The sequence below is a fragment of the Sporosarcina sp. genome (assembly GCF_029257255.1).
Classification (GTDB): Bacteria; Bacillota; Bacilli; order Bacillales_A; family Planococcaceae; genus Sporosarcina.
This window is the reverse complement of record NZ_JARICI010000026.1, coordinates 94,078-113,208: the sequence shown is the minus strand read 5'-3', so window position 1 is coordinate 113,208 and position 19,131 is coordinate 94,078. Positions and strand designations below refer to the sequence as shown.

At 44.2% G+C, this 19,131-nt stretch carries 20 protein-coding genes and 1 tRNA gene; 18 read left to right on the top strand and 3 right to left on the bottom strand.

Annotation, left to right across the window (positions count from 1 at the left end; translation table 11 throughout):
• Positions 1–347: 347 nt before the first annotated feature.
• Positions 348–1,553, top strand: coding sequence for a DUF4097 family beta strand repeat-containing protein (locus tag Q1J64_RS06420; protein ID WP_301108247.1), 1,206 nt, complete (start codon positions 348–350; stop codon positions 1,551–1,553).
• A gap of 723 nt (positions 1,554–2,276) precedes the next feature.
• Here Q1J64_RS06420 and Q1J64_RS06415 read toward each other — a convergent pair.
• The gene (locus Q1J64_RS06415; RefSeq protein ID WP_301108246.1) at positions 2,277–2,828 is read right to left on the bottom strand and encodes an N-acetylmuramoyl-L-alanine amidase family protein; all 552 of its coding nucleotides are present in this window, start codon (positions 2,826–2,828) and stop codon (positions 2,277–2,279) included.
• Between the two features lie 241 nt (positions 2,829–3,069).
• Here Q1J64_RS06415 and hprK point away from each other — a divergent pair, with 241 nt between their 5' ends.
• From hprK to Q1J64_RS06355, 12 genes are all read left to right on the top strand, one after another.
• Entirely contained in the window at positions 3,070–4,020 is a 951-nt protein-coding gene (gene hprK / locus Q1J64_RS06410) for an HPr(Ser) kinase/phosphatase (RefSeq protein ID WP_301108245.1), read from the top strand.
• On the top strand, positions 4,021–4,854 hold the full coding sequence (gene lgt, locus Q1J64_RS06405) for a prolipoprotein diacylglyceryl transferase (protein ID WP_301108244.1): 834 nt from the start codon (positions 4,021–4,023) through the stop codon (positions 4,852–4,854). It abuts the gene before it with no gap.
• Entirely contained in the window at positions 4,835–5,800 is a 966-nt protein-coding gene (locus Q1J64_RS06400; RefSeq protein WP_301108243.1) for a nucleoside recognition domain-containing protein, read from the top strand. The genes lgt and Q1J64_RS06400 overlap by 20 nt, the downstream gene beginning before the upstream one ends.
• Positions 5,790–6,446, top strand: coding sequence for a pyrophosphatase PpaX (ppaX, locus tag Q1J64_RS06395; RefSeq protein ID WP_301108242.1), 657 nt, complete (start codon positions 5,790–5,792; stop codon positions 6,444–6,446). Before Q1J64_RS06400 ends, ppaX begins: the two co-directional genes overlap by 11 nt.
• Positions 6,443–6,964: an acyltransferase gene (locus Q1J64_RS06390; protein ID WP_301108241.1), complete on the top strand. Its 522-nt coding sequence runs from the start codon at positions 6,443–6,445 to the stop codon at positions 6,962–6,964. Before ppaX ends, Q1J64_RS06390 begins: the two co-directional genes overlap by 4 nt.
• A 90-nt stretch (positions 6,965–7,054) precedes the next feature.
• The gene (locus tag Q1J64_RS06385) at positions 7,055–8,578 is read left to right on the top strand and encodes a tetratricopeptide repeat protein (protein WP_301108240.1); all 1,524 of its coding nucleotides are present in this window, start codon (positions 7,055–7,057) and stop codon (positions 8,576–8,578) included.
• 397 nt (positions 8,579–8,975) lie between these two features.
• Positions 8,976–9,926 (top strand): thioredoxin-disulfide reductase, encoded by a 951-nt coding sequence (trxB, locus tag Q1J64_RS06380; protein ID WP_301108239.1) that lies wholly within the window; start codon positions 8,976–8,978, stop codon positions 9,924–9,926.
• Positions 9,927–10,130: 204 nt separating this feature from the next.
• The gene (locus tag Q1J64_RS06375; protein ID WP_301108238.1) at positions 10,131–10,607 is read left to right on the top strand and encodes an 8-oxo-dGTP diphosphatase; all 477 of its coding nucleotides are present in this window, start codon (positions 10,131–10,133) and stop codon (positions 10,605–10,607) included.
• A gap of 6 nt (positions 10,608–10,613) precedes the next feature.
• Positions 10,614–11,501, top strand: a complete 888-nt coding sequence (rapZ, locus tag Q1J64_RS06370) for an RNase adapter RapZ (protein ID WP_301108237.1) — start codon at positions 10,614–10,616, stop codon at positions 11,499–11,501.
• A 7-nt stretch (positions 11,502–11,508) separates the two neighbouring features.
• A complete protein-coding gene (locus Q1J64_RS06365; protein ID WP_301108236.1) occupies positions 11,509–12,471 on the top strand; it encodes a gluconeogenesis factor YvcK family protein in 963 nt (320 codons plus the stop codon).
• 41 nt (positions 12,472–12,512) lie between these two features.
• Complete coding sequence (gene whiA / locus Q1J64_RS06360; protein WP_301108235.1) at positions 12,513–13,445, top strand: DNA-binding protein WhiA; 933 nt, start codon at positions 12,513–12,515, stop codon at positions 13,443–13,445.
• A gap of 46 nt (positions 13,446–13,491) precedes the next feature.
• Positions 13,492–13,752: an HPr family phosphocarrier protein gene (locus tag Q1J64_RS06355; RefSeq protein ID WP_301108234.1), complete on the top strand. Its 261-nt coding sequence runs from the start codon at positions 13,492–13,494 to the stop codon at positions 13,750–13,752.
• 50 nt (positions 13,753–13,802) lie between these two features.
• Here the strand turns inward: Q1J64_RS06355 and clpP are convergent, their stop codons facing one another.
• On the bottom strand, positions 13,803–14,396 hold the full coding sequence (clpP, locus tag Q1J64_RS06350; RefSeq protein WP_301108233.1) for an ATP-dependent Clp endopeptidase proteolytic subunit ClpP: 594 nt from the start codon (positions 14,394–14,396) through the stop codon (positions 13,803–13,805).
• A 231-nt stretch (positions 14,397–14,627) separates the two neighbouring features.
• Here clpP and Q1J64_RS06345 point away from each other — a divergent pair.
• From Q1J64_RS06345 to ehuA, 5 genes are all read left to right on the top strand, one after another.
• Positions 14,628–14,699, top strand: a tRNA-Arg gene (locus Q1J64_RS06345).
• 403 nt (positions 14,700–15,102) lie between these two features.
• Complete coding sequence (gene ehuB / locus Q1J64_RS06340; protein ID WP_301108232.1) at positions 15,103–15,990, top strand: ectoine/hydroxyectoine ABC transporter substrate-binding protein EhuB; 888 nt, start codon at positions 15,103–15,105, stop codon at positions 15,988–15,990.
• Positions 15,991–16,121: 131 nt separating this feature from the next.
• Complete coding sequence (ehuC, locus tag Q1J64_RS06335; protein WP_301108231.1) at positions 16,122–16,781, top strand: ectoine/hydroxyectoine ABC transporter permease subunit EhuC; 660 nt, start codon at positions 16,122–16,124, stop codon at positions 16,779–16,781.
• Positions 16,781–17,464, top strand: coding sequence for an ectoine/hydroxyectoine ABC transporter permease subunit EhuD (gene ehuD, locus Q1J64_RS06330; protein WP_301108230.1), 684 nt, complete (start codon positions 16,781–16,783; stop codon positions 17,462–17,464). Before ehuC ends, ehuD begins: the two co-directional genes overlap by 1 nt.
• 36 nt (positions 17,465–17,500) lie before the next feature.
• A complete protein-coding gene (ehuA, locus tag Q1J64_RS06325) occupies positions 17,501–18,277 on the top strand; it encodes an ectoine/hydroxyectoine ABC transporter ATP-binding protein EhuA (RefSeq protein ID WP_301108229.1) in 777 nt (258 codons plus the stop codon).
• A gap of 168 nt (positions 18,278–18,445) precedes the next feature.
• Here the strand turns inward: ehuA and Q1J64_RS06320 are convergent, their stop codons facing one another.
• On the bottom strand, positions 18,446–18,646 hold the full coding sequence (locus Q1J64_RS06320) for a cold-shock protein (protein ID WP_153721042.1): 201 nt from the start codon (positions 18,644–18,646) through the stop codon (positions 18,446–18,448).
• Positions 18,647–19,131: the final 485 nt, after the last annotated feature.

Below are 19,131 nucleotides of genomic sequence, written 5' to 3'. Positions count from 1 at the left end.
CCAAGGGGACTTTTCTATTTCAATAGGGCTCCACTAACCAAACAGGAATGCTCTGGGAGGATCAGCCCGACAGGTAAGACAACTTAGGGGAGCTAGCGAGAGCCGTAACGAAGAAAGGCTTTTGCTCTCCAAGTCGGCTTACCGCGGGCCCTCCCGAACGCGTCCGCATGCAGCGTAGGGGAACGGTATTTTTTCCACTTGCCATCTCAGACAGCTTATGGAATTGACTGGCAAGCGCGCTACTAAGGTTTCAAATTAACTTATTGTTAGATGAAACTTTTACCGCCCACAGCCGTATAAATAGTTAGGAACAGAAAAGTACGCTCATAACGAGGAGGAGTCTTAAGATGCAAAACGAACGCAGACGAATACTTACTTTGCTCGAAGAAGGTAAAATCACAGCAGACGAAGCATTGAGATTGTTGGAAGTCCTTGGTAAAGAATCGGATACTTCAAGTCAAGACCAAAAAACGTCAACTGACCCGAAAACCGATCTCCATACAGAACAAGATCAGCCTTGGTTTAAAGAGCCGCAAAAGGAAAAGCCTTTTAGCCAATCGAACGACCAAGATAAAACAAAAGACGAATCTTCAGCAGACGACTTTTTCGAAGATATCCGAAAAGAATTCATGACAGCAGGAGACCGCTTCATGCAATTCATGGATACGGCTGTTCAGCGCGTAAAGACATTTGATTTTGAAGCGCCATTCAGCAAATCGGTCAGCTTTACCCATACAGAAAATAAGACGGCTGAAGATATAGAGCAAATAATCATTCATATCGACCACGGTAAAGTGGAGATTCATCCGTCAGAAGATAATCAAATTACAGCGAAATTCTCTGTGAAACATTTCAATAATGATTCTGAATTGGAAGCACGTAACCAGTTCCTCGAGAAACTGCTGTTTGTCAAAGATGGCAATAAACTCCGAATTGGCAGTGACATGAAAATGGTTCAGGTAAATGTTACTCTGTATATCCCGAAAACACAGCCGTATAAAAAGCTGTCCGTCCGTTTGTTAAACGGCAGCTGCTCAGTGGAAGGTGTCGACTTCAATGAACTGCGCATCAAAACAGCCAATGGTAAAATTGAATGTGCACATATTGTGTTTGATGAAGCTGAACTGGAAACAGCCAACGGCATGATTCGTCTGCTGAAAGTACGCGGCAATAAGTTGGAAGCAGAAACACTGAATGGGCGTGTCTATGCTGATGGTGAGCTCATCGATGCAGATGCGAAGTCGCTTAACGGCAATGTCAGCCTGACAACGACTGCTGTGAATGCGAAGCGACTAGATGCGAAGTCTATCAGCGGAGCAGTGGAACTGTATTTCCCATCGTCTGTCGGTCTAAAAGGCGAGATTATTTCTAATATGGGGAAACTTGATCTTCAGCTGAAAGATGTATCGCGTGTTGAAGAACAGGAACAATTCCTGCATCGCACGATACGTTTCACTAAAGCAAGCGAGGATGAAACAAAAGCTCCTTTACAGATTACCGGCGAATCTAAAACAGGTTCAGTCTTAGTCCACTACAATTCGGTTGAGTTTTAAACGAAGTGTGAGTCTGTAGTTAAAAGCCGTTTCAGCGCTGGGGGATTGCCTTACGCTATGAGCCATCTGGCAAAGTGCACGCCAGTTGTCTCACTGCCCCGGCTAACCCCACAGTTGCGCCTTCGCTGGAGTAGAGAACGTATGTCATATTGTTTTTTTGCGGAGTATAGATTTAGTTGGTGTGGTTCTTTTTTGACTTTGTAAACGCATTGATCACAAAATCTCAGCCTTTGCAGAATGATAAGTATTGTATGAAACACCCCACCTATCGTAATATGCTCATACTGTAAATCACATAAAAAGAATTAAAACACCAGCCAGTGTACCGAAGTGGAAGGCAGTCTAAGTTCGCCGCGTCCTGCGGCAACGACTGCATGACTCACTTCGTGTGAGCCCGCGGCAAAATCGACTCGGGGAGGATCAGCCCGACAGGTGAGACGACTTGGGGGAGCAAAGCGAGTATAGGTTGTAGAAGGTACACGGTATTGCCTTAATTTCTGTAAAGTTCACAGAAATACGGCAAAGCGAACCCTTCGCTGTTCGCTTGGCTCACCGAGGGCCCTCCCGAAAGCGTCCGCCTGGAACGCAGGGAAACGGTCTCTTACCACTTACCCACCTCTACTGCATATGTTTAAGACTATCAATCGAATGTTTGGCATGGAGCCATTTTAAACACATAAAAAACACCTGCACCCCGCTAAATATGCGGCAGTGCAGGCGTTTTTATTTTTGATAAGTCCAATTCAGAATTCCGAATGCCAAGGCCCGTGCGCACTGCAGCTGATAGGCTTTATTCTGCAGCAGCATAGCTTCTGTTTTATGTGACATGAAGCCACATTCTGCAAGAATCGCGGGCATCTGTGTATCCCGCAGCACAGCGAAATTCGCTTTCTTTACGCCTCGATCTGGCCGTTTGCAAGCCGCAATCAACGACTGCTGAACGGAGTTTGCCAATAGTCCCGAATTCTTACTGGCTGCCGGAAAGATATACGTTTCTATTCCCTGCGCATCACTCCAGCCGCTTGTATGGGCATTCGCATGGATCGATACATACGCGTCTGCTTTCATTCGGTTGGCTGCTGCGGTGCGTTCCGACAATGGCACGTCCCGTGAATTTTCATGGACATAGCGAACCGTCAGACCTTCTTTAATCAGACGCTCCCCCACCATTGCCGCAACTGCCGAATTAAATTGAAACTCCCGCAGCTTCCCGTCAGGCGACCGCTTTCCAGGTGTTTCAGGTCCATGTCCAGCATCAAGAACAATCAGTGTCATTTTCAACCACTCTCCTTTATCCTGTATATAGTCAGTTTTCTATAAAAGGAGACAGTCTCAAGAATGAATGAGCAAGGATAAATCCATTTCTTTTCTTTTCCTACATGTTAAAATGAGGATTGTGAAAGCAGGCAGCCGTTCAGGAGTGGTATGTTGGTACATCTGAATGGAATAATTTGGCCGATCTGTACGTAAAAAAATGCTTTAAATGAAAAACAGCAGCTTGAAAGCGGGGGATTTTATGGGGGAACTAACAGTAGAAGATATTATGAATCGATTTGGGCTGGAGTTGATTGCTGGACATCAAGGGATTCAACGACATGTCCTGATGAGCGATATCTCGAGACCTGGTCTGGAGATGGCTGGATACTTTGATTACTATCCGTCAGAACGCGTTCAATTGATTGGGCGAAAAGAGATGTCCTTTCTGGAAACCTTGCCTGCCATTACAAGAAGAAAGCGGCTTGAACGTCTTTGTTCTAATGATACGCCTGCTTTTATTATTGCACACGGTGAAGAAGGACCTAGAGAACTGAGTCAATTGGCAGAGGAAAAACACATTCCTGTCTTGCGGACAGATTACAAAACGACGCAGTTTTCCGGTATGCTGACGAATTACTTAGTAGGCCAGCTGGCTCCTATGACGACTGTCCACGGTGTATTGGTTGACGTATACGGAGTAGGTGTTCTTATTACAGGCGGGAGCGGCGTAGGGAAAAGTGAAACGGCGCTTGAACTGATTAAGAAAGGCCATCGTCTGATAGCGGATGACTCCGTGGAAATCCGTCAAGTTGCGGAAAATATTTTGATCGGAACAGCGCCTAAAATATTGAAACATATGCTTGAAATACGCGGTGTTGGAATTATCGATTTGATGACGCTGTTCGGTGCAAGTGCTGTGAAAGATGATAAACGAGTGCTGCTGGCTGTGGATCTTGAAATTTGGGATGAGGATAAACATTATGACCGTTTAGGTATTGATGAAGAAAAGGTAGTCATACTGGATTCGGAAATTACGAAGTTATCGGTACCTGTGCGTCCCGGGCGGAATATTGCAGTCATCATTGAAGTGGCGGCGATGGATTATCGAATGAAACGTCTTGGTTTTAATGCTGCGGAGGAGTTTACAAAGCGGTTAGATCAGGCGATTTTGGATAATGCACAAATTTTGAAAGAAGAGGGGCTCGACTAAGTGAATGTAATGTTACTTGCGATTAATCCTGTTGCAATTAGAATCGGCAGTTCGGAACATGCATTAGAAGTGCGCTGGTACGGCATTCTAATTGCAATGGGGATTGTATTAGGATATTTGATAGTCCAACGGGAAATGCTGAAGAGAGGCATGCACCCAGACTTTCTGACGGACATGCTTATTTGGGCCATCCCGATATCCATCATCAGTGCCCGTATTTATTATGTCATCTTTACTTGGGACTATTACAGCGTACATCCAGAGCAGATTATCCAGATTTGGAATGGCGGGATTGCGATTCACGGAGCACTGATTGGTGCTGTCATAACTGCTGTCATATTTACAAGGAAACGCGGTGTATCCTTCTGGAAAGTGGCGGATATTACCGCGCCGGGTCTTTTAATTGGTCAAATTATTGGCCGTTGGGGAAACTTCATGAACCAGGAAGCGCACGGTGGTCCAGTTTCTGCGGCGTTTAAAGAGAATACCATCATTCCCGACTGGATCATGAATCAAATGACCATTGACGGCGTGACATATCATCCGACGTTTCTCTATGAGTCGTTGTGGAATGTAGTAGGACTGATTGTAATATTGGTTCTTCGCAGGGTCATCACCGTTAAACGAGGAGAAATCTTCTTGTTTTATGTCATCTGGTATTCTATTGGCCGCTTCTTCATTGAAGGTATGCGGACGGACAGTCTGTATGTAATCGGTGCTCTGCGTGCGGCGCAGCTGGTCTCTGTTGCCGGAGTTGTGATCGGAATTGCGATTTTGCTGTATCGCAGATTTGTTATGAAAGTGGACGAAAATTATGAAGAAAAACGAACATAATATCTCGTTATCAAGTACGCTTAGCAACGGTCTGAAAGCGGGACTGAAAACAACGTGGTCGCTTGGTAAGATCATCTTCCCGATCACGTTACTCATTACGATCCTGCAGTTCACACCCATTTTGCCCTGGCTGGTAGAGCTTGTTACGCCGTTGATGCATATTTTCGGTCTGCGCGGTGAAGCTGCTGTGCCGATTGTGCTTGGGAATACATTGAATCTGTACGCCGGAATTGCCGGAATCATCTCCCTCGAATTAACAGTGAAAGAAGTATTCATTATTGCGCTGATGATTAGTTTTGCGCATAATCTGTTCATTGAAACGGCTGTCGCGCTTAAAGTAGGCGTCAAGTTGTGGTTGGTCCTCGTGGTGCGGCTCGGATTGGCCGCGGCAGCGGGAATTTTGCTGAACCTGTTTTGGACAGGCGGCTCAGAGATTGCGCAGTATGGTTTGACACCCCAGGCGGAAGCAGTTCCTGAAGGTGTTTGGCAAATTCTAATGCTCGGAATTGAAAAAGCTGCATTTGGTGTCTTACAGCTTGCGCTCATTGTCATTCCGCTAATGCTGTTTGTTCAATTTGTCAAAGACCGCAACTATTTGGAGCGTTTTTCAAAAGGACTTGCTCCTTTCACGAAGTTGATTGGTGTCAAACCGAATACCTCGATGACACTTGTTGCAGGCTTGCTTATTGGCCTCGCATACGGTGCTGGTGTAATGATTCAAGCTGTCCAAGAAGACGGCGTTTCCAAACGGGATATTACAATAGCATTTATTTTCTTAATGGCCTGCCACGCAGTAATTGAAGATACGCTTTTATTTCTACCGCTTGGTATTCCAATCTGGCCATTGTTTCTAATACGGCTTGTGACTGCTATTATGCTGACTGTAACGGTCAGTGTACTGTGGAAGCAGCCGAAAGCGAAGGAGGAGTCTGTCGTTGACTATTAAACCGATTACGACGTTATTATTTGATTTTGACGGAACGCTTGGCGATACAAATGAATTGATTATTGCTTCATTTCGGCATGTGTTAGAAGAACATTTTCCCGGCCGTTTTCAGCGTGAAGACATACTAGCTTTTATCGGGCCGTCTTTGAGAGATACGTTTTCATCTATTGAACCTGCGATGACAGACCAGTTAATCCACGAATACCGTACATGGAATATTGCCAATCATGACGATTATGTCACAGAATTTGACGGCGTTTCTGATACGCTTCGCAAGCTGCATGAACAAGGCTTGAAAATGGCCGTAGTGTCTACGAAAAAGCGTGACATGGTGGAAAGAGGGCTGCGTCTGATCGGAATTGAGTCTTATTTTGAAACGGTCATCGGTTTGGATGACGTCACGAATGAAAAGCCGGATCCTGAGCCGCTTTTATTGGCGTTAGAGCGTCTGGATCGTTCGCCTGAAGAGGCACTGATGATCGGAGATAACTTCCATGATATTTTGGGTGGCCAAAATGCTGGAGTCCGAACAGCCGCTGTCGCATGGGCGCTTAAAGGAGAAGAGTATCTGCAAACGTTTAAACCGGACTACATGCTGCATCACATGACCGATCTGTTTACGCTGATTGCTGGAGAGCGGCCATGAGACGCACGGAGCGCTACGCTTCAAAAGGCGAAGCGAATTCACTTTGGCATATTTACCGGACTGTTTCGATTTTCAAAGTGGCAAAGAATTTCATTGTGATCCAGATTGCACGGTATACACCGTTCGTTTCATGGAAGAATATCCTGTATAGGCTGTTTCTTCGAATGAAGGTCGGCAAACAGACGGCATTTGCGCTGATGGTGGTGCCGGATGTCATGTTTCCGGAACGTATATCAGTCGGTGATAATTCCATCATCGGTTTCAATACGACGATTCTCGCACATGAATATTTAATAAATGAGTATCGCATTGGTGACGTGGAGATCGGCAATGAAGTATTAATTGGCGCGAATACAACGATTCTGCCTGGTGTTAAAATCGGTGATGGCGCAATTGTTTCTGCCGCTTCTCTCGTTAATATGGATATCCCTGCCGGCTGTTTTGCAGGTGGGAATCCGGTGCGGATCATTTATACTGCAGAAGAGATGAAAGCGCGGGCAGCACGCAGTCAGAAATGAATGACGGATTGGTTAGTTGTGCTATAATAGAGGGTAGATTGCAAAGAGGGACGTGTTACGCGTTCCTCTTACTTTTTCGGAGGAGTTCCATTGGATAAAAAACAAAGATTCAATAAGGATAAGATTGTGTCATTTTTCCCCGACGGTGATTTCTATCGTAAGCGAGCGATGCAGGCGATGCAGCGCGAGCAATTTTCGGATGCTGAAAAATACTATAAACGTGCCTTAGAACTGAATCCTGATGATGCGCTTACTCAAATGGAGTATGGTGTATTTATCATGGAAGTCGGTCGTTTTGAAGATGCCTACGAGTTATTGAGGAAGGCGGATGAATTAGACCCGGATAATGAAGAAACGACGTTCTATCTGGCGGAAGTTCATGCCCATCTTGGCTTGTTGCGAGAAGCGAAACAATTTGCACTGAAATATATCGGGCTGTCTCCCGGCGGTATGTTCATGGAAGAATCACACGAAATCATTGAATTTGCAGATCAGGAAGAGACCTATCTCGAAGACGGTGAACTGCTGGATGGCGAAGTGCTTTTCATTCAGGAAAAAGCCCGTAAAATGATGGAAGAAGGAAATTTTGAGCAGGCAATTGAAGTGCTCGAAAACCTGCTGGCTGATTACCCGAAGAACTGGGCGGTCCATAATAACTTGGCGCTGGCTTATTTTTATATCGGTGAAGAAGATCATGCAGAACAAATTCTTTATGATGTGCTTCGTGAAGAAAAAGGAAATATCCATGCGCTATGTAATTTAGCGGTGTTTTTTTACTATGGACGGGATGAAGAACGGCTGACAAGCATGATGGATTTGTTGGCCAAGATCAAACCGTATCAGGTGGAACACCGCTATAAGCTGGGGGCGACGTTTGCGCTGACAGGACGATATGAAGAAGCGTATCATTGGCTGCGGAGTCTGCAGAAACGAGGATTCCAGGGCGATGTAGGTTATTACTTCTGGCTGTCGAATGCCGCTTATTTTACGGGGCATCGACAAGTGGCAGAGCGGGCATACGAGAAATTGCTTCAAATGGATCCGTCAAAGGAAGGGTTCGAACCTTGGAAATCAATAGAAGACGAGCTGCATCCTGATTCATATGAAGAGGATGTGCCTTTTTTAATCGAAAAGATCTCGAATCCTTACAGCAGTGAGCGGATGTTCGGTTTATTTTTACTGGGCAAGTCTTCGCATCTGCAGGAAATTTTGTCGCATCCAGGGTATATAAACGTGGAAGAACTTAGTTCATCGGAACAGTTATTTCTAGCGCATAGCCTGGATTACGAATTCATTGCGGAGAATGATTTTGAAAAATCATTCAGCAGGGCGCTGGGAATTTGTGAACTGCTGTACGAACAGTACAAGCCGCTTGATTTGCAGGGGACCCATTTATTTCAAATGTGGTTTACGCTCTGTGAAAATGCGCTCACTAATAGCTATTCATTTACGAACCCTAACGCAATTGCTGCGGCGATCGACTATATGTTCCAGTCTTCCCGCTATGATCAGGTGACGAAAAAGTCGCTGGCGGAGAAATACAGCGTCTCTGTTGCGACTTTGACAAAGTATGTGCAGCAGCTGATTCAATTTTTGCCATACACATCTGAATGATAAAAAATGGATGTTGCATTTAAGTTGAATTCATTCGACATTTCTAATAGGATTTTAAATAGAGAGTATCTATTTGATAAGTTAAACTTACTTTTGTAGAGACTTTATAATGTTAGAACTACTCCGTTGATTGGAGTGCAAGGCAACCTAAGTACGCCGCGTCAAAGTGCCTTAATTTCTGAAAAACACAGAAATACGGCAAATCGAATGCTCCGCAATTCGATTGGCAACGACTGCATGACTCACTTCGTGTGAGCCTGCGGCTAAAGCGACTCTGGGAGGCTCACCGCGGGTCCGCAAGACAAGCGTCCGCCTGGAACAGAAATCGACGGGGTGTGTTAGTTCTGCAATGTAAGTTTATAAGTTTAACTTATCTATATTTGAGGAGGACAAACAGATGTCAACGGATAAAATATATGACGTAATTATTGTAGGTGCAGGACCAGCAGGTATGACGGCGGCTGTTTATACAGCACGCGGAAACATGTCTACACTAATGCTTGAGCGGGGAGTTCCTGGAGGCCAGATGGCCAACACAGAAGAAATTGAGAACTATCCTGGATTCGAAAGTATTCTCGGACCTGATCTTTCTACAAAAATGTTTGACCATGCGAAACGTTTCGGTGCTGAATACGCATACGGAGACGTGACGAAAATCGAAGACGGACGCGAGTTCAAAACGATTCATGTGGGAGAAAATAGTTTCAAAGCACGTGCAATCATTTTAACAACAGGTGCAGAATACCGTAAAATGGGAATCCCCGGCGAAGCAGAATTGACTGGCCGCGGCGTTAGTTACTGTGCGGTTTGTGACGGAGCATTTTTCCGCGGAAAAGATATCGTCGTAATCGGCGGTGGAGATTCAGCTGTTGAAGAAGGTTCGTACTTGACGCGTTTTGCGAATAAAGTAACAATCATTCACCGTCGTGACGAGCTGCGTGCCCAGAAAATCGTGCAGGAGCGTGCGTTTGCAAATGAAAAGATCGATTTCATTTGGAATACGACTGTCAAGCAAGTGAATGAGAAGGACGGCAAGATCGGTTCTGTTACTCTTGTATCGACAGAAGACGGCTCAGAACGTGAAATGGAAACAGAAGGTATGTTTATTTATATCGGGCTGGATCCATTGACTGAACCATTTAAAGAACTTGGTATATTAGATGAGAACGGCTATATCGAAACGAATGATATTATGGAAACAAAGATTCCGGGTATCTATGCTGCGGGCGATGTGCGTGAAAAATTATTACGCCAGGTTGTTACAGCGACAGGCGACGGCAGTATTGCTGCGCAAGCGGCTCAGAAGTATATTGAAGAGCTGATGGATGAGGTAGAAGCCAAAGCCTGATAATTTAATCAATTCGTAATCTGTACGTAACAGATTTGCAATGTAGAATGGGTATAGTTGGAATAGTAAAGATCCCCTTTTACAATATAGCAACTTTGTGGCTATTTACGGTAACAAACTTCCGTGAATAGCCTCTTTTTTTTGTCGTTTTTCAACAAAGCATTGTATACTAGAAATACATACGTGAAAAGTGGGGAACTACATATGCAAAAAATTGCTAATTTACTCGTAGTGAAAGACGGACAAGTCCTCTTACTCAAGAAGCCAAGACGCGGCTGGTATGTAGCGCCGGGCGGGAAAATCGATGAAGGGGAATCGGTTTATGAGGCTGCTACACGAGAGTTTATTGAAGAAACGGGTGCGAAGCCGATTCATCCGCATCTCAAAGGTGTCTATACGATGATGATGATGGACGATGACGGAAAGCAGTTGCAGAATGAATGGTTGCTGTTTACATTCATAGCCCGTGATTATTCTGGAGACCTGTTGGAAACGACAACAGAAGGCGAGCTGGAATGGCATCCGATAGAAAGCCTGCATACATTACCTATGGCAGAGGGCGACCGATCTAATTTATTGTTCGCGGTCCATCAGGCAGGAATGCAATATGGAACGTTTTACTATACAGAACAATTCCGCTTATTGCAGGAGTCGCTACAACAATCGACGGAAGGTGAATAAACGAATATGAATCAAGCACACGGGTCAAATGAATACGAAGTGGTGATTATCAGTGGCATGTCAGGTGCGGGTAAAACAGTTGCGATGCAGTGTTTTGAGGATATGGGGTTTTATTGCATCGATAATTTACCGCCTGAATTATTTGTAACGTTTCTGGATTTAATGATGAAATCGGATAATCAGATGAGACGGATTGCAGCTGTTATGGATACGAGGGGCGGAAGTCTTTTTGATTCATTGGTCACAGCACTTGATGAGCTGTTTAAAAAAGACGGCGTGAAAACAAGTCTGCTGTTCTTGGATGCCAAAGATGAAACGTTGGTAAAACGGTACAAAGAGACGCGCAGATCTCACCCGCTTTCTGAAGGAGGCGTACTGCTCGAAGGAATTCGCAGAGAGCGGATTTTATTGACCGAGCTGAAAGGGCTGTCGCGTTCCATTTACGATACGTCCAGATTAAAGCCGAAGCAATTGCGTGAGAAGATCATGCTGGAGTTCTCTGCTGAAGGTGAACCGGTGTTTACATTGAATTTTGTTTCATTCGGCTTCAAACACGGAATGCCGATCGACGCAGATGTCGTATTTGATGTTCGGTTTTTGCCAAATCCTTACTATTTGGAGGAACTTCGTCCATTGACAGGATTGAACCATGAAGTGTCTGATTATGTTCTGAAATGGAATGACACAAAATTGTTGATTGAGAAATTAACCGATCTTTTCAAGTTCTTGATCCCGCAATATAAGCAAGAAGGTAAAGGCCAGGCAGTCATCGCATTCGGCTGCACAGGCGGTCAGCATCGCTCGGTAACGCTTGCGGAATACTTTGGCAAAGAGTTCAAAGAGGATTACCCAACGCAGATCTCTCATCGGGATGTCGAAAAAAGAAAGGGTTGACATTGCTATGCCATCTACTACTATAAAAAGTGTCGTAGTATTCGGAGGGGGGACAGGCCTTTCAACTATTTTACGAGGATTGAAACGCTATCCCATTGATTTAACGGCTATTGTCACAGTAGCAGATGACGGAGGCAGTTCGGGGCGTTTGTTTGACCAATACGACATCCCGCCTCCCGGAGATATCCGACAGGTTATGGCAGCGCTTTCAGATGTCGAGCCGTTGATTGAAAAGATGTTTCAGTACCGTTTTGAAGGGTCGGACGATCTGAAAGGTCACTCGCTCGGGAACCTCATGCTGACAGCGTTAACAACGATTACAGGTGATTTTGCACGTGCGGTTGAGCAAATGGGGCAGGTTCTGAACATCAAAGGGAAAGTATTGCCTGCTGCAAATCAACGGATTACCTTGCATGCAGAGCTAGAAGATGGTTCAATTATTACAGGTGAATCGAAAATTCCACTCTACGGGCGGAAAATACGCAATGTCTTCATTTCGCCTCAAGATGTGAAGCCTCTGCCTGAGACGGCTGAAACCATAAAAAATGCGGATTTGATCATATTTGGTCCAGGCAGCTTATACACGAGTATTTTGCCGACGATTCTCGTACAGGATATTCGGGAGGCAGTACTTGCGAGCAGTGCAAAAAAAGTGTATATCGGCAACTTGACGACGCAACGAGGCGAGACATTTCGCTACACGGCTTCTGAGCATGTTCAGGCGTTGTATGACCACGCGGGAGAGCCTTTCCTGGATGCAGTACTCGTAAATAACGTGGATGCCTTCAGACGCGCGTACGGGATACCTGTCGACGAAGAACCTTGGCTGGTGGAAAATGATCTGGACAGACTGCAAATGCTCGTTCCTGAAGTATTTGTGCAGGAAATCGCAACGGTGTTTAACGGCACGATTATGCATAAATCAGCGGATGTGGCAGATGTACTCATGCGATATATAGAGAGAACGTAGAAGACGGATAGATATGAAGATCGCCGAAAAGGGGGAATATCATGTCTTTTGCATCTAAAACAAAAAAAGAACTGACGCAAATTGAAGCGGATGACTGCTGTACAAAAGCAGAAATCGCAGCTTTTATTCGAATGAATGGCGTGATGTCTTTTTCTAATAAACAACTGAGTCTGGATGTACAGACGGAAAACGCGGCGATTGCGAGAAGGCTTTATTCCAATCTGAAAAAGCTGTATCCTTATAAAGTGGAATTGCTGGTCCGGAAGAAAATGCGTTTGAAGAAAAATAACGTATATATTTGCCGGATCCGAGACGGCGCGAAGGATCTACTGGAAGAACTTTCTATAATGACTCATGATTTTCAAATGGTTGATACAATCGATCCGGTACTAATTGATATGGACTGCTGTGCGAGGGCATACTTACGGGGGGCATTCTTGGCGGGCGGTTCCGTCAATAATCCTGAAACCTCTTCGTATCACTTAGAAGTATTTTCGAGCTATCAAAAACATAGTGAATCACTTGTGGCGCTAATGAACCGTTTTCAATTAAACGCAAAATCCATAGAACGCAAAAAAGGATTTATCGCATATTTGAAAGAGGCTGAAAAAATATCTGATTTTCTAGGTATTATCGGAGCGCATGTCTCACTTATGAAATTTGAAGACGTCCGTATTATGAGAGATATGCGAAACAGTGTAAACCGACTTGTGAATTGCGAGACAGCTAATCTGAACAAGACAATCGGTGCGGCACAGCGTCAGGTGGAAAATATTAAGCTGATTGAACAGACGATCGGACTGGAACAACTGCCAGACAGGCTTCAGGAAATAGCGCAGCTGCGTGTGGCACATCAAGACGTCACATTAAAAGAACTGGGCGAACTGGTTACCGGTGCATCTGTCAGTAAATCAGGCGTCAACCACCGCTTGCGAAAGATTGAAGAGATAGCCGAGCGGCTGCGCGGAAACTAAGAACATGTAATACATTCTGTGAAAAGAAAGAAAAGGAGCATACAATATGGTAGAAAAAACAGTGAAGGTAGGCATTAAACCTGGTTTACAGGCAAGACAAGCCGCATTATTTGTGCAAGAAGCGAATAAATACACAGCTGATATTTACTTGAAAAAGGAAGTTCGACAAGTAAATGCGAAAAGTATCATGGGTATTATGAGCTTGGCAATTGCAAAGGGTACAGAGATCATCTTGCAGGCAGATGGAATTGATGAAGACTTTGCTCTTGAAAATTTAGCTCAATTTGTAGAAAATGAGCAGCAATAAAAAAAACCGATTCTCCTTTTGGAAGAATCGGTTTTCGTTTATTCATTTTCTTATTTCTTCATATCGCTGCGTTGAACGATGTGATCGATTAAGCCATATTCTTTCGCGCGTTCTGCCGTCATGAAGTTATCACGGTCAGTATCCTTTGCGATGACATCAATCGGCTGTCCAGTACGGTCAGCTAAGATCTGATTTAACTTCTCACGTAAGTGCAAGATGCGTTTTGCAGCGATTTCGATTTCAGTCGCCTGACCTTGTGCACCGCCTAGTGGCTGGTGAATCATGACTTCAGCATTCGGCAATGCATATCGCTTGCCTTGCGTACCTGCTGTCAGCAAGAATGCACCCATAGATGCTGCCATACCTACACAGATTGTTTGAATATCTGGTTTGATGAACTGCATCGTATCGTAAATCGCCATACCCGCTGTGATACTTCCACCCGGGCTATTGATATAAATGGAGATGTCTTTTTCTGGATCTTCTGCTTCCAGGAATAAGAGCTGTGCAACGATCGAATTCGAAACGTTATCATCAATTGCGCTTCCGAGCATGATAATCCGGTCTTTCAACAGGCGGGAATAGATGTCGTACGCTCGCTCACCGCGGTTTGTTTGTTCAATAACTGTAGGAATTAGATTCAATGGTACTTCCTCCTTTTAATGTTCCATAATAATCGTTCGGTTGAAATCGATTGGTATTTCAACTATAATTGTATTTTACATAAGTTGGTCAACAAAGGTCAAATCATTCGCCTTATAAATACTTATTGCTTTTCATTCTATTCCAAGATATAATGGAAGATGTCTTTAAGACGGGTTTATTTATTCAGCAAGTGGAGTAAACGCGTTTTTAAAAATGTGAAATAATTAACCGTCCTCGTGGTGCAATGGATAGCACGTGAGCCTCCGAAGCTCAAAATGTGGGTTCGACTCCCGCCGAGGGCATCAATTTAAAAAGACTGAGCAGATCGCAATTGCGGTTTACTCAGTCTTTTTTATTTGTCCAAAAGTATACTATTTCAGAATGAATTATATTCATTTTATTAATTAATTTGATAAGGAATAAATTTGGATGAAAAGAAAAGCTGGAAATTGTGAAGGGAAGTACCCAGGATGAATTTGTGTATTACTGTAAAATTTAATTTTTCACCTACTGAAAAATTAAATTTTACTATAATATTATAGAAAAAAGTCTCTTGTAAACGCTGTCAAATCAACATCGATAGAATATATCCGATTTTTTACAATTAGAGAAATCCATAAATTCCATTTGAACTCAATTTTTAACTATGGTAATCTAGCAACTAAGTAAAAAGAGAGTTTGATGAAAATATCAAGGAGGAGACTTATGAAGAAATCGGCGATAGGTATGATGGCGGTGATGATGCTTCTTTTGCTTGCAGCATGCGGAGGCGGAGATTCAGGTTCCAAGAGCGGTGGAAGCGGTAACAAGTTAGATGAATTGAAAGATAAGGGCGTTGTCAGAGTCGGCTTTGCCAATGAGAAACCGTATGCGTATGAAGAGGACGGGGAGTTGCGAGGTGCTGCGGTCGCTATTGCCAAAGCGGTCTTTGAAAATCTGGGCGTGGACGAAGTAGACGGCAAGTTGTCTGAATTCGGTCAATTGATCCCGGGCTTGGGCGCTGGTAAATTTGATTTGATTACAGCAGGGATGGCTATTACGCCTGACCGCTGTTCAAGCGTTTCATTCGGTGAGCCGGAAATCAAGTACGGTGAGGGCTTGATTGTTGAAAAAGGCAACCCGATGAATCTGAAGAGTTACAAAGATATCGCTGCTAATCCGGATATCAAAGTAGCGGTCATGAGCGGTGCGACGGAAAAAGACTTCATGATTCGTGAAGGAATTGCAGAGAGCCAGATCATGATGGTTCCGGATATTCCTGCTTCTTTCTCAGCAGTTGAATCTGGTCGTGCAGCTGTTACTACAGGTACTGAGATGACAATTAAGATGGCACTGGAATCTGCAAACAATGAAAAGTTAGAGTTTGTCACAGATTTTGAACAGCCGGATATTGAAGGAGTGCCAAGTTACGGTGCGGCAGCTTTCTTGAACGGTGATGACGAACTGCGTGAAGCGTATAACGCAGAATTGAAGAAGCTGAAAGAAAGCGGCGAAATCGCTAAATTGATTGAGCCATTTGGTTTTACGGAAGAAATGAATATCGTCGAAAAAGATATCACAACGGAAAGTGTTTGTAACGGAGATAACTACTAAGAGAACAGCCGGGTCATGCCCAACAGCGGCGTGACCTTTTTTCTTTCGTTAAATTGGCCGCCGGTCTGACAAGCGCAGACCAGGCGGCAATTGGTTTTTTAAAATGATTACTAAATAATGGAGTGGTTTTTGTGAGTTCCTTACCCGATATTTTTTCTGCGGTCGTACAAGGGTTAGGCATTACGCTGCAGGTATTGTTCCTGTCGATTATTTGTGCGAGTATCATCGCGTTTGTCGCGGGTCTTTCCCGTGTTAACACGAACCCCCTTCTAAGAGGGTTCACTGGTTTCTATGTAGAGATTTTTCGCGGGACCTCGCTGATCGTACAATTATTCTGGTTTTCCTACGCGCTCCCTGGATTATTCAATATCCATTTAGGGAGCGATGTCTGGGTAGCGGTTCTAGCAATTTCATTGAACTATGGGGCGTATATGTCTGAAATCGTCAGAGGATCGATTCAGGCGGTGGCTGCTGGACAGACAGAAGCATCTATTGCACTGAACTTATCGAGGTTCCAGCGTATGCGTCATATTATTTTGCCGCAGGCTCTGCGCATGATGCTACCTGAATACGGTAACTATCTAATACAGATATTAAAAGCTACTTCATTGGTATCACTGATCGGATTAACTGATCTGCTGTATTACGGGAATATCTATCGAAGCACGCATATAGCGGAATCCCCAATGGTTTATGTACTTCTCCTATTGATGTACTTTGTGATTGCGCTGCCGTTAATTGCCTTCACAAGAAAGATGGAGAGCATATCGAAGAAAGGGGTTGCTAGCTAATGACTTGGAGTTGGGATGTATTTTTTTCAGTAATACCTCTTATAGTTAAAGGCTTATGGATTACCCTGGGTTTGACGCTGGCATGTTATCTGTTCGCTGCCTTATTCGGATTCGTCTGGGTGTTCATCAGCAGATTGCCGTGGCGGCCAGTAACGTGGTTATTCGGCTGGATTGCAGAATTTATCCGTTCGACACCTCCGCTGGTCCAATTGTTTTTCATTTATTACGCATGGCCGATGATGCCGGTAATCGGTGTGTCCCTAAATCCATTCGTAGCTGCTATTTTAGGGCTCGGAATCCATTTCAGCACGTACATGTCTGAAGTATATCGTTCGGGCATTGAATCGGTGGATAAAGGGCAGTGGGAAGCTTCAACAGCACTGAATCTATCTACGCGTCAGAAGTGGACGAAAATTATTTTGCCTCAGGCGATTCCGCCGACTATTCCGATGCTTGGCAACTACTTGATCATCATGTTCAAGGAAGTTCCGCTTGCGTCGACAATCGGTGTCGTGGCGATGCTTCATATCGCCAATGATTATGGAGCGCAGTACTATAAATTCGTCGAGCCGCTGACAGTTGTCGCGTTGTTCTTCCTATTACTGAGCTATCCATCTGCACTGCTGATCAATAAATTAGAGAAGAAGTATAACCGCAGCTTCGATAAGAAGACGCTGGCATAATAACTTGTAACAGAGTGGAATGAAGGAGAGGTTGAGATGGTGGAACCGGTAGTACAATATAAAGACGTCCATAAATCGTTTGGAGAAACAGAAGTTTTAAAAGGGATCGACTTAGATATCAAGCCTTCAGAAAAAGTAGCGTTGATTGGTCCAAGTGGTTCCGGAAAGACAACGATCATCCGAATGCTGATGACGCTGGAGGAGCCTACAGACGGTATAATTGAAGTAAATGGCCAGAACCTTTGGCAGATGAAGAAAAAAGATGAGTGGGTGAACGCTGATGAAAGCCATCTGCGTTCCATTCGCGGAGATATCGGCATGGTGTTTCAACACTTTAACTTATTCCCGCATATGACGATACTGGAGAATTGCATGCTGGCTCCTGTACTCGTGAAAAATGAAAATAAGGCGGAAGTGAAAGCAACTGCTGTGGAGATGCTTGAAAAGGTAGGGTTGGGCGATAAGATTGAACTGTATCCTGCACAGCTCTCAGGCGGTCAGAAACAGCGGGTTGCCATGGCGCGAGCTCTAATGATGCGTCCGCAGGTCATGCTGTTTGATGAAGTGACGTCCGCACTCGATCCTGAGCTCGTCGGTGAAGTGCTTGAAGTTATCCGTGATCTCGCGAAGGAAGGGGAGATGGCCATGATCCTTGTCACGCACGAGATGGATTTCGCCCTCGATATCGCAGACCGCGTCGTCTTCCTGAATGAAGGAGTCATTGAAGAAGAAGGACCACCTTCAGAAATCCTGTTGAACCCTGAAAGCGAACGTCTGCAAGATTTCCTGGGACGCTTCATGAATAACAGATAAAAAGGGTGATTGTGCTTTAAGTAATTCACTAAAGTAGTACAAAACTGAATCTCACACAAAAAGGGTCCCAATTCGAATGTGAATTGGGACCTTTGTTTGTGATAGACAAATTCAATTTTTGAGCAAATAAAAAAGACTCTAACAAGTAGAGTCTTTTTCCAGCTAAAATTAAGCTTTTTGAACGTTTGTAGCTTGTAGGCCGCGTTGTCCTTGTTCAATTTCAAATGTTACACTTTGACCTTCGTCTAAAGATTTGAAACCGTCGCTTTGGATTGCTGAGAAGTGTACGAATACGTCCTCTCCTGCTTCACGCTCGATAAAACCAAAACCTTTTTCTGCATTAAACCACTTAACTGTACCTTGTTCCATAATTATTGCCTCCTAGTGTGGATTGCCACACATGATGTTACTATGCTTGCTCAAATACCTTAGACGAAAAACAAAATATTTTCTCGATCTGAAAAAGAACAAAGATAATACTCTCTTAGAATAACCCATCTAGAATGAAATTGCAACTGGAAGGTTTGATAATAATTAAAAAGACCTTAAGATTCTTATAATATGGTTAATTATTCCTGTCTATTTTGTGAAAGTAGATGATAACGGGGCTGTTGCAGCTGATAGTGTAAGGAACAATAAGGGGGGCTAGGGTTTGATATCGCTTCGGCGTTGCGCGGATTGTCTTACGTTCTTTGCCTACCGGCGAAGAACGTGCCAGCGAACATCGGCTTTAGGCGACCGAGGGGGGGGCAGACTGTCAGGCGCACGTTTTAGTGAAGAGCCAGAATGCGTCATACAAAAAAGGAAGCCACTAATTAAAGTGACTTCCTTCTATATATATAATTGGTTGACCG

Excerpts from the sequence above, each read along its gene's own strand:
- Q1J64_RS06375 (WP_301108238.1), top strand. The coding sequence starts at position 10,131 with ATGCAAAAAATTGCTAATTTACTCGTAGTGAAAGACGGACAAGTCCTC.
- ehuA (WP_301108229.1), top strand. The coding sequence starts at position 17,501 with ATGGTGGAACCGGTAGTACAATATAAAGACGTCCATAAATCGTTTGGA.
- Q1J64_RS06320 (WP_153721042.1), bottom strand. The coding sequence starts at position 18,646 with ATGGAACAAGGTACAGTTAAGTGGTTTAATGCAGAAAAAGGTTTTGGT.
- Q1J64_RS06365 (WP_301108236.1), top strand. The coding sequence starts at position 11,509 with ATGCCATCTACTACTATAAAAAGTGTCGTAGTATTCGGAGGGGGGACA.
- Q1J64_RS06355 (WP_301108234.1), top strand. The coding sequence starts at position 13,492 with ATGGTAGAAAAAACAGTGAAGGTAGGCATTAAACCTGGTTTACAGGCA.
- Q1J64_RS06400 (WP_301108243.1), top strand. The coding sequence starts at position 4,835 with ATGAAGAAAAACGAACATAATATCTCGTTATCAAGTACGCTTAGCAAC.
- ehuB (WP_301108232.1), top strand. The coding sequence starts at position 15,103 with ATGAAGAAATCGGCGATAGGTATGATGGCGGTGATGATGCTTCTTTTG.
- rapZ (WP_301108237.1), top strand. The coding sequence starts at position 10,614 with ATGAATCAAGCACACGGGTCAAATGAATACGAAGTGGTGATTATCAGT.
- Q1J64_RS06420 (WP_301108247.1), top strand. The coding sequence starts at position 348 with ATGCAAAACGAACGCAGACGAATACTTACTTTGCTCGAAGAAGGTAAA.
- Q1J64_RS06390 (WP_301108241.1), top strand. The coding sequence starts at position 6,443 with ATGAGACGCACGGAGCGCTACGCTTCAAAAGGCGAAGCGAATTCACTT.
- hprK (WP_301108245.1), top strand. The coding sequence starts at position 3,070 with ATGGGGGAACTAACAGTAGAAGATATTATGAATCGATTTGGGCTGGAG.
- ehuD (WP_301108230.1), top strand. The coding sequence starts at position 16,781 with ATGACTTGGAGTTGGGATGTATTTTTTTCAGTAATACCTCTTATAGTT.
- whiA (WP_301108235.1), top strand. The coding sequence starts at position 12,513 with ATGTCTTTTGCATCTAAAACAAAAAAAGAACTGACGCAAATTGAAGCG.
- Q1J64_RS06415 (WP_301108246.1), bottom strand. The coding sequence starts at position 2,828 with ATGACACTGATTGTTCTTGATGCTGGACATGGACCTGAAACACCTGGA.
- trxB (WP_301108239.1), top strand. The coding sequence starts at position 8,976 with ATGTCAACGGATAAAATATATGACGTAATTATTGTAGGTGCAGGACCA.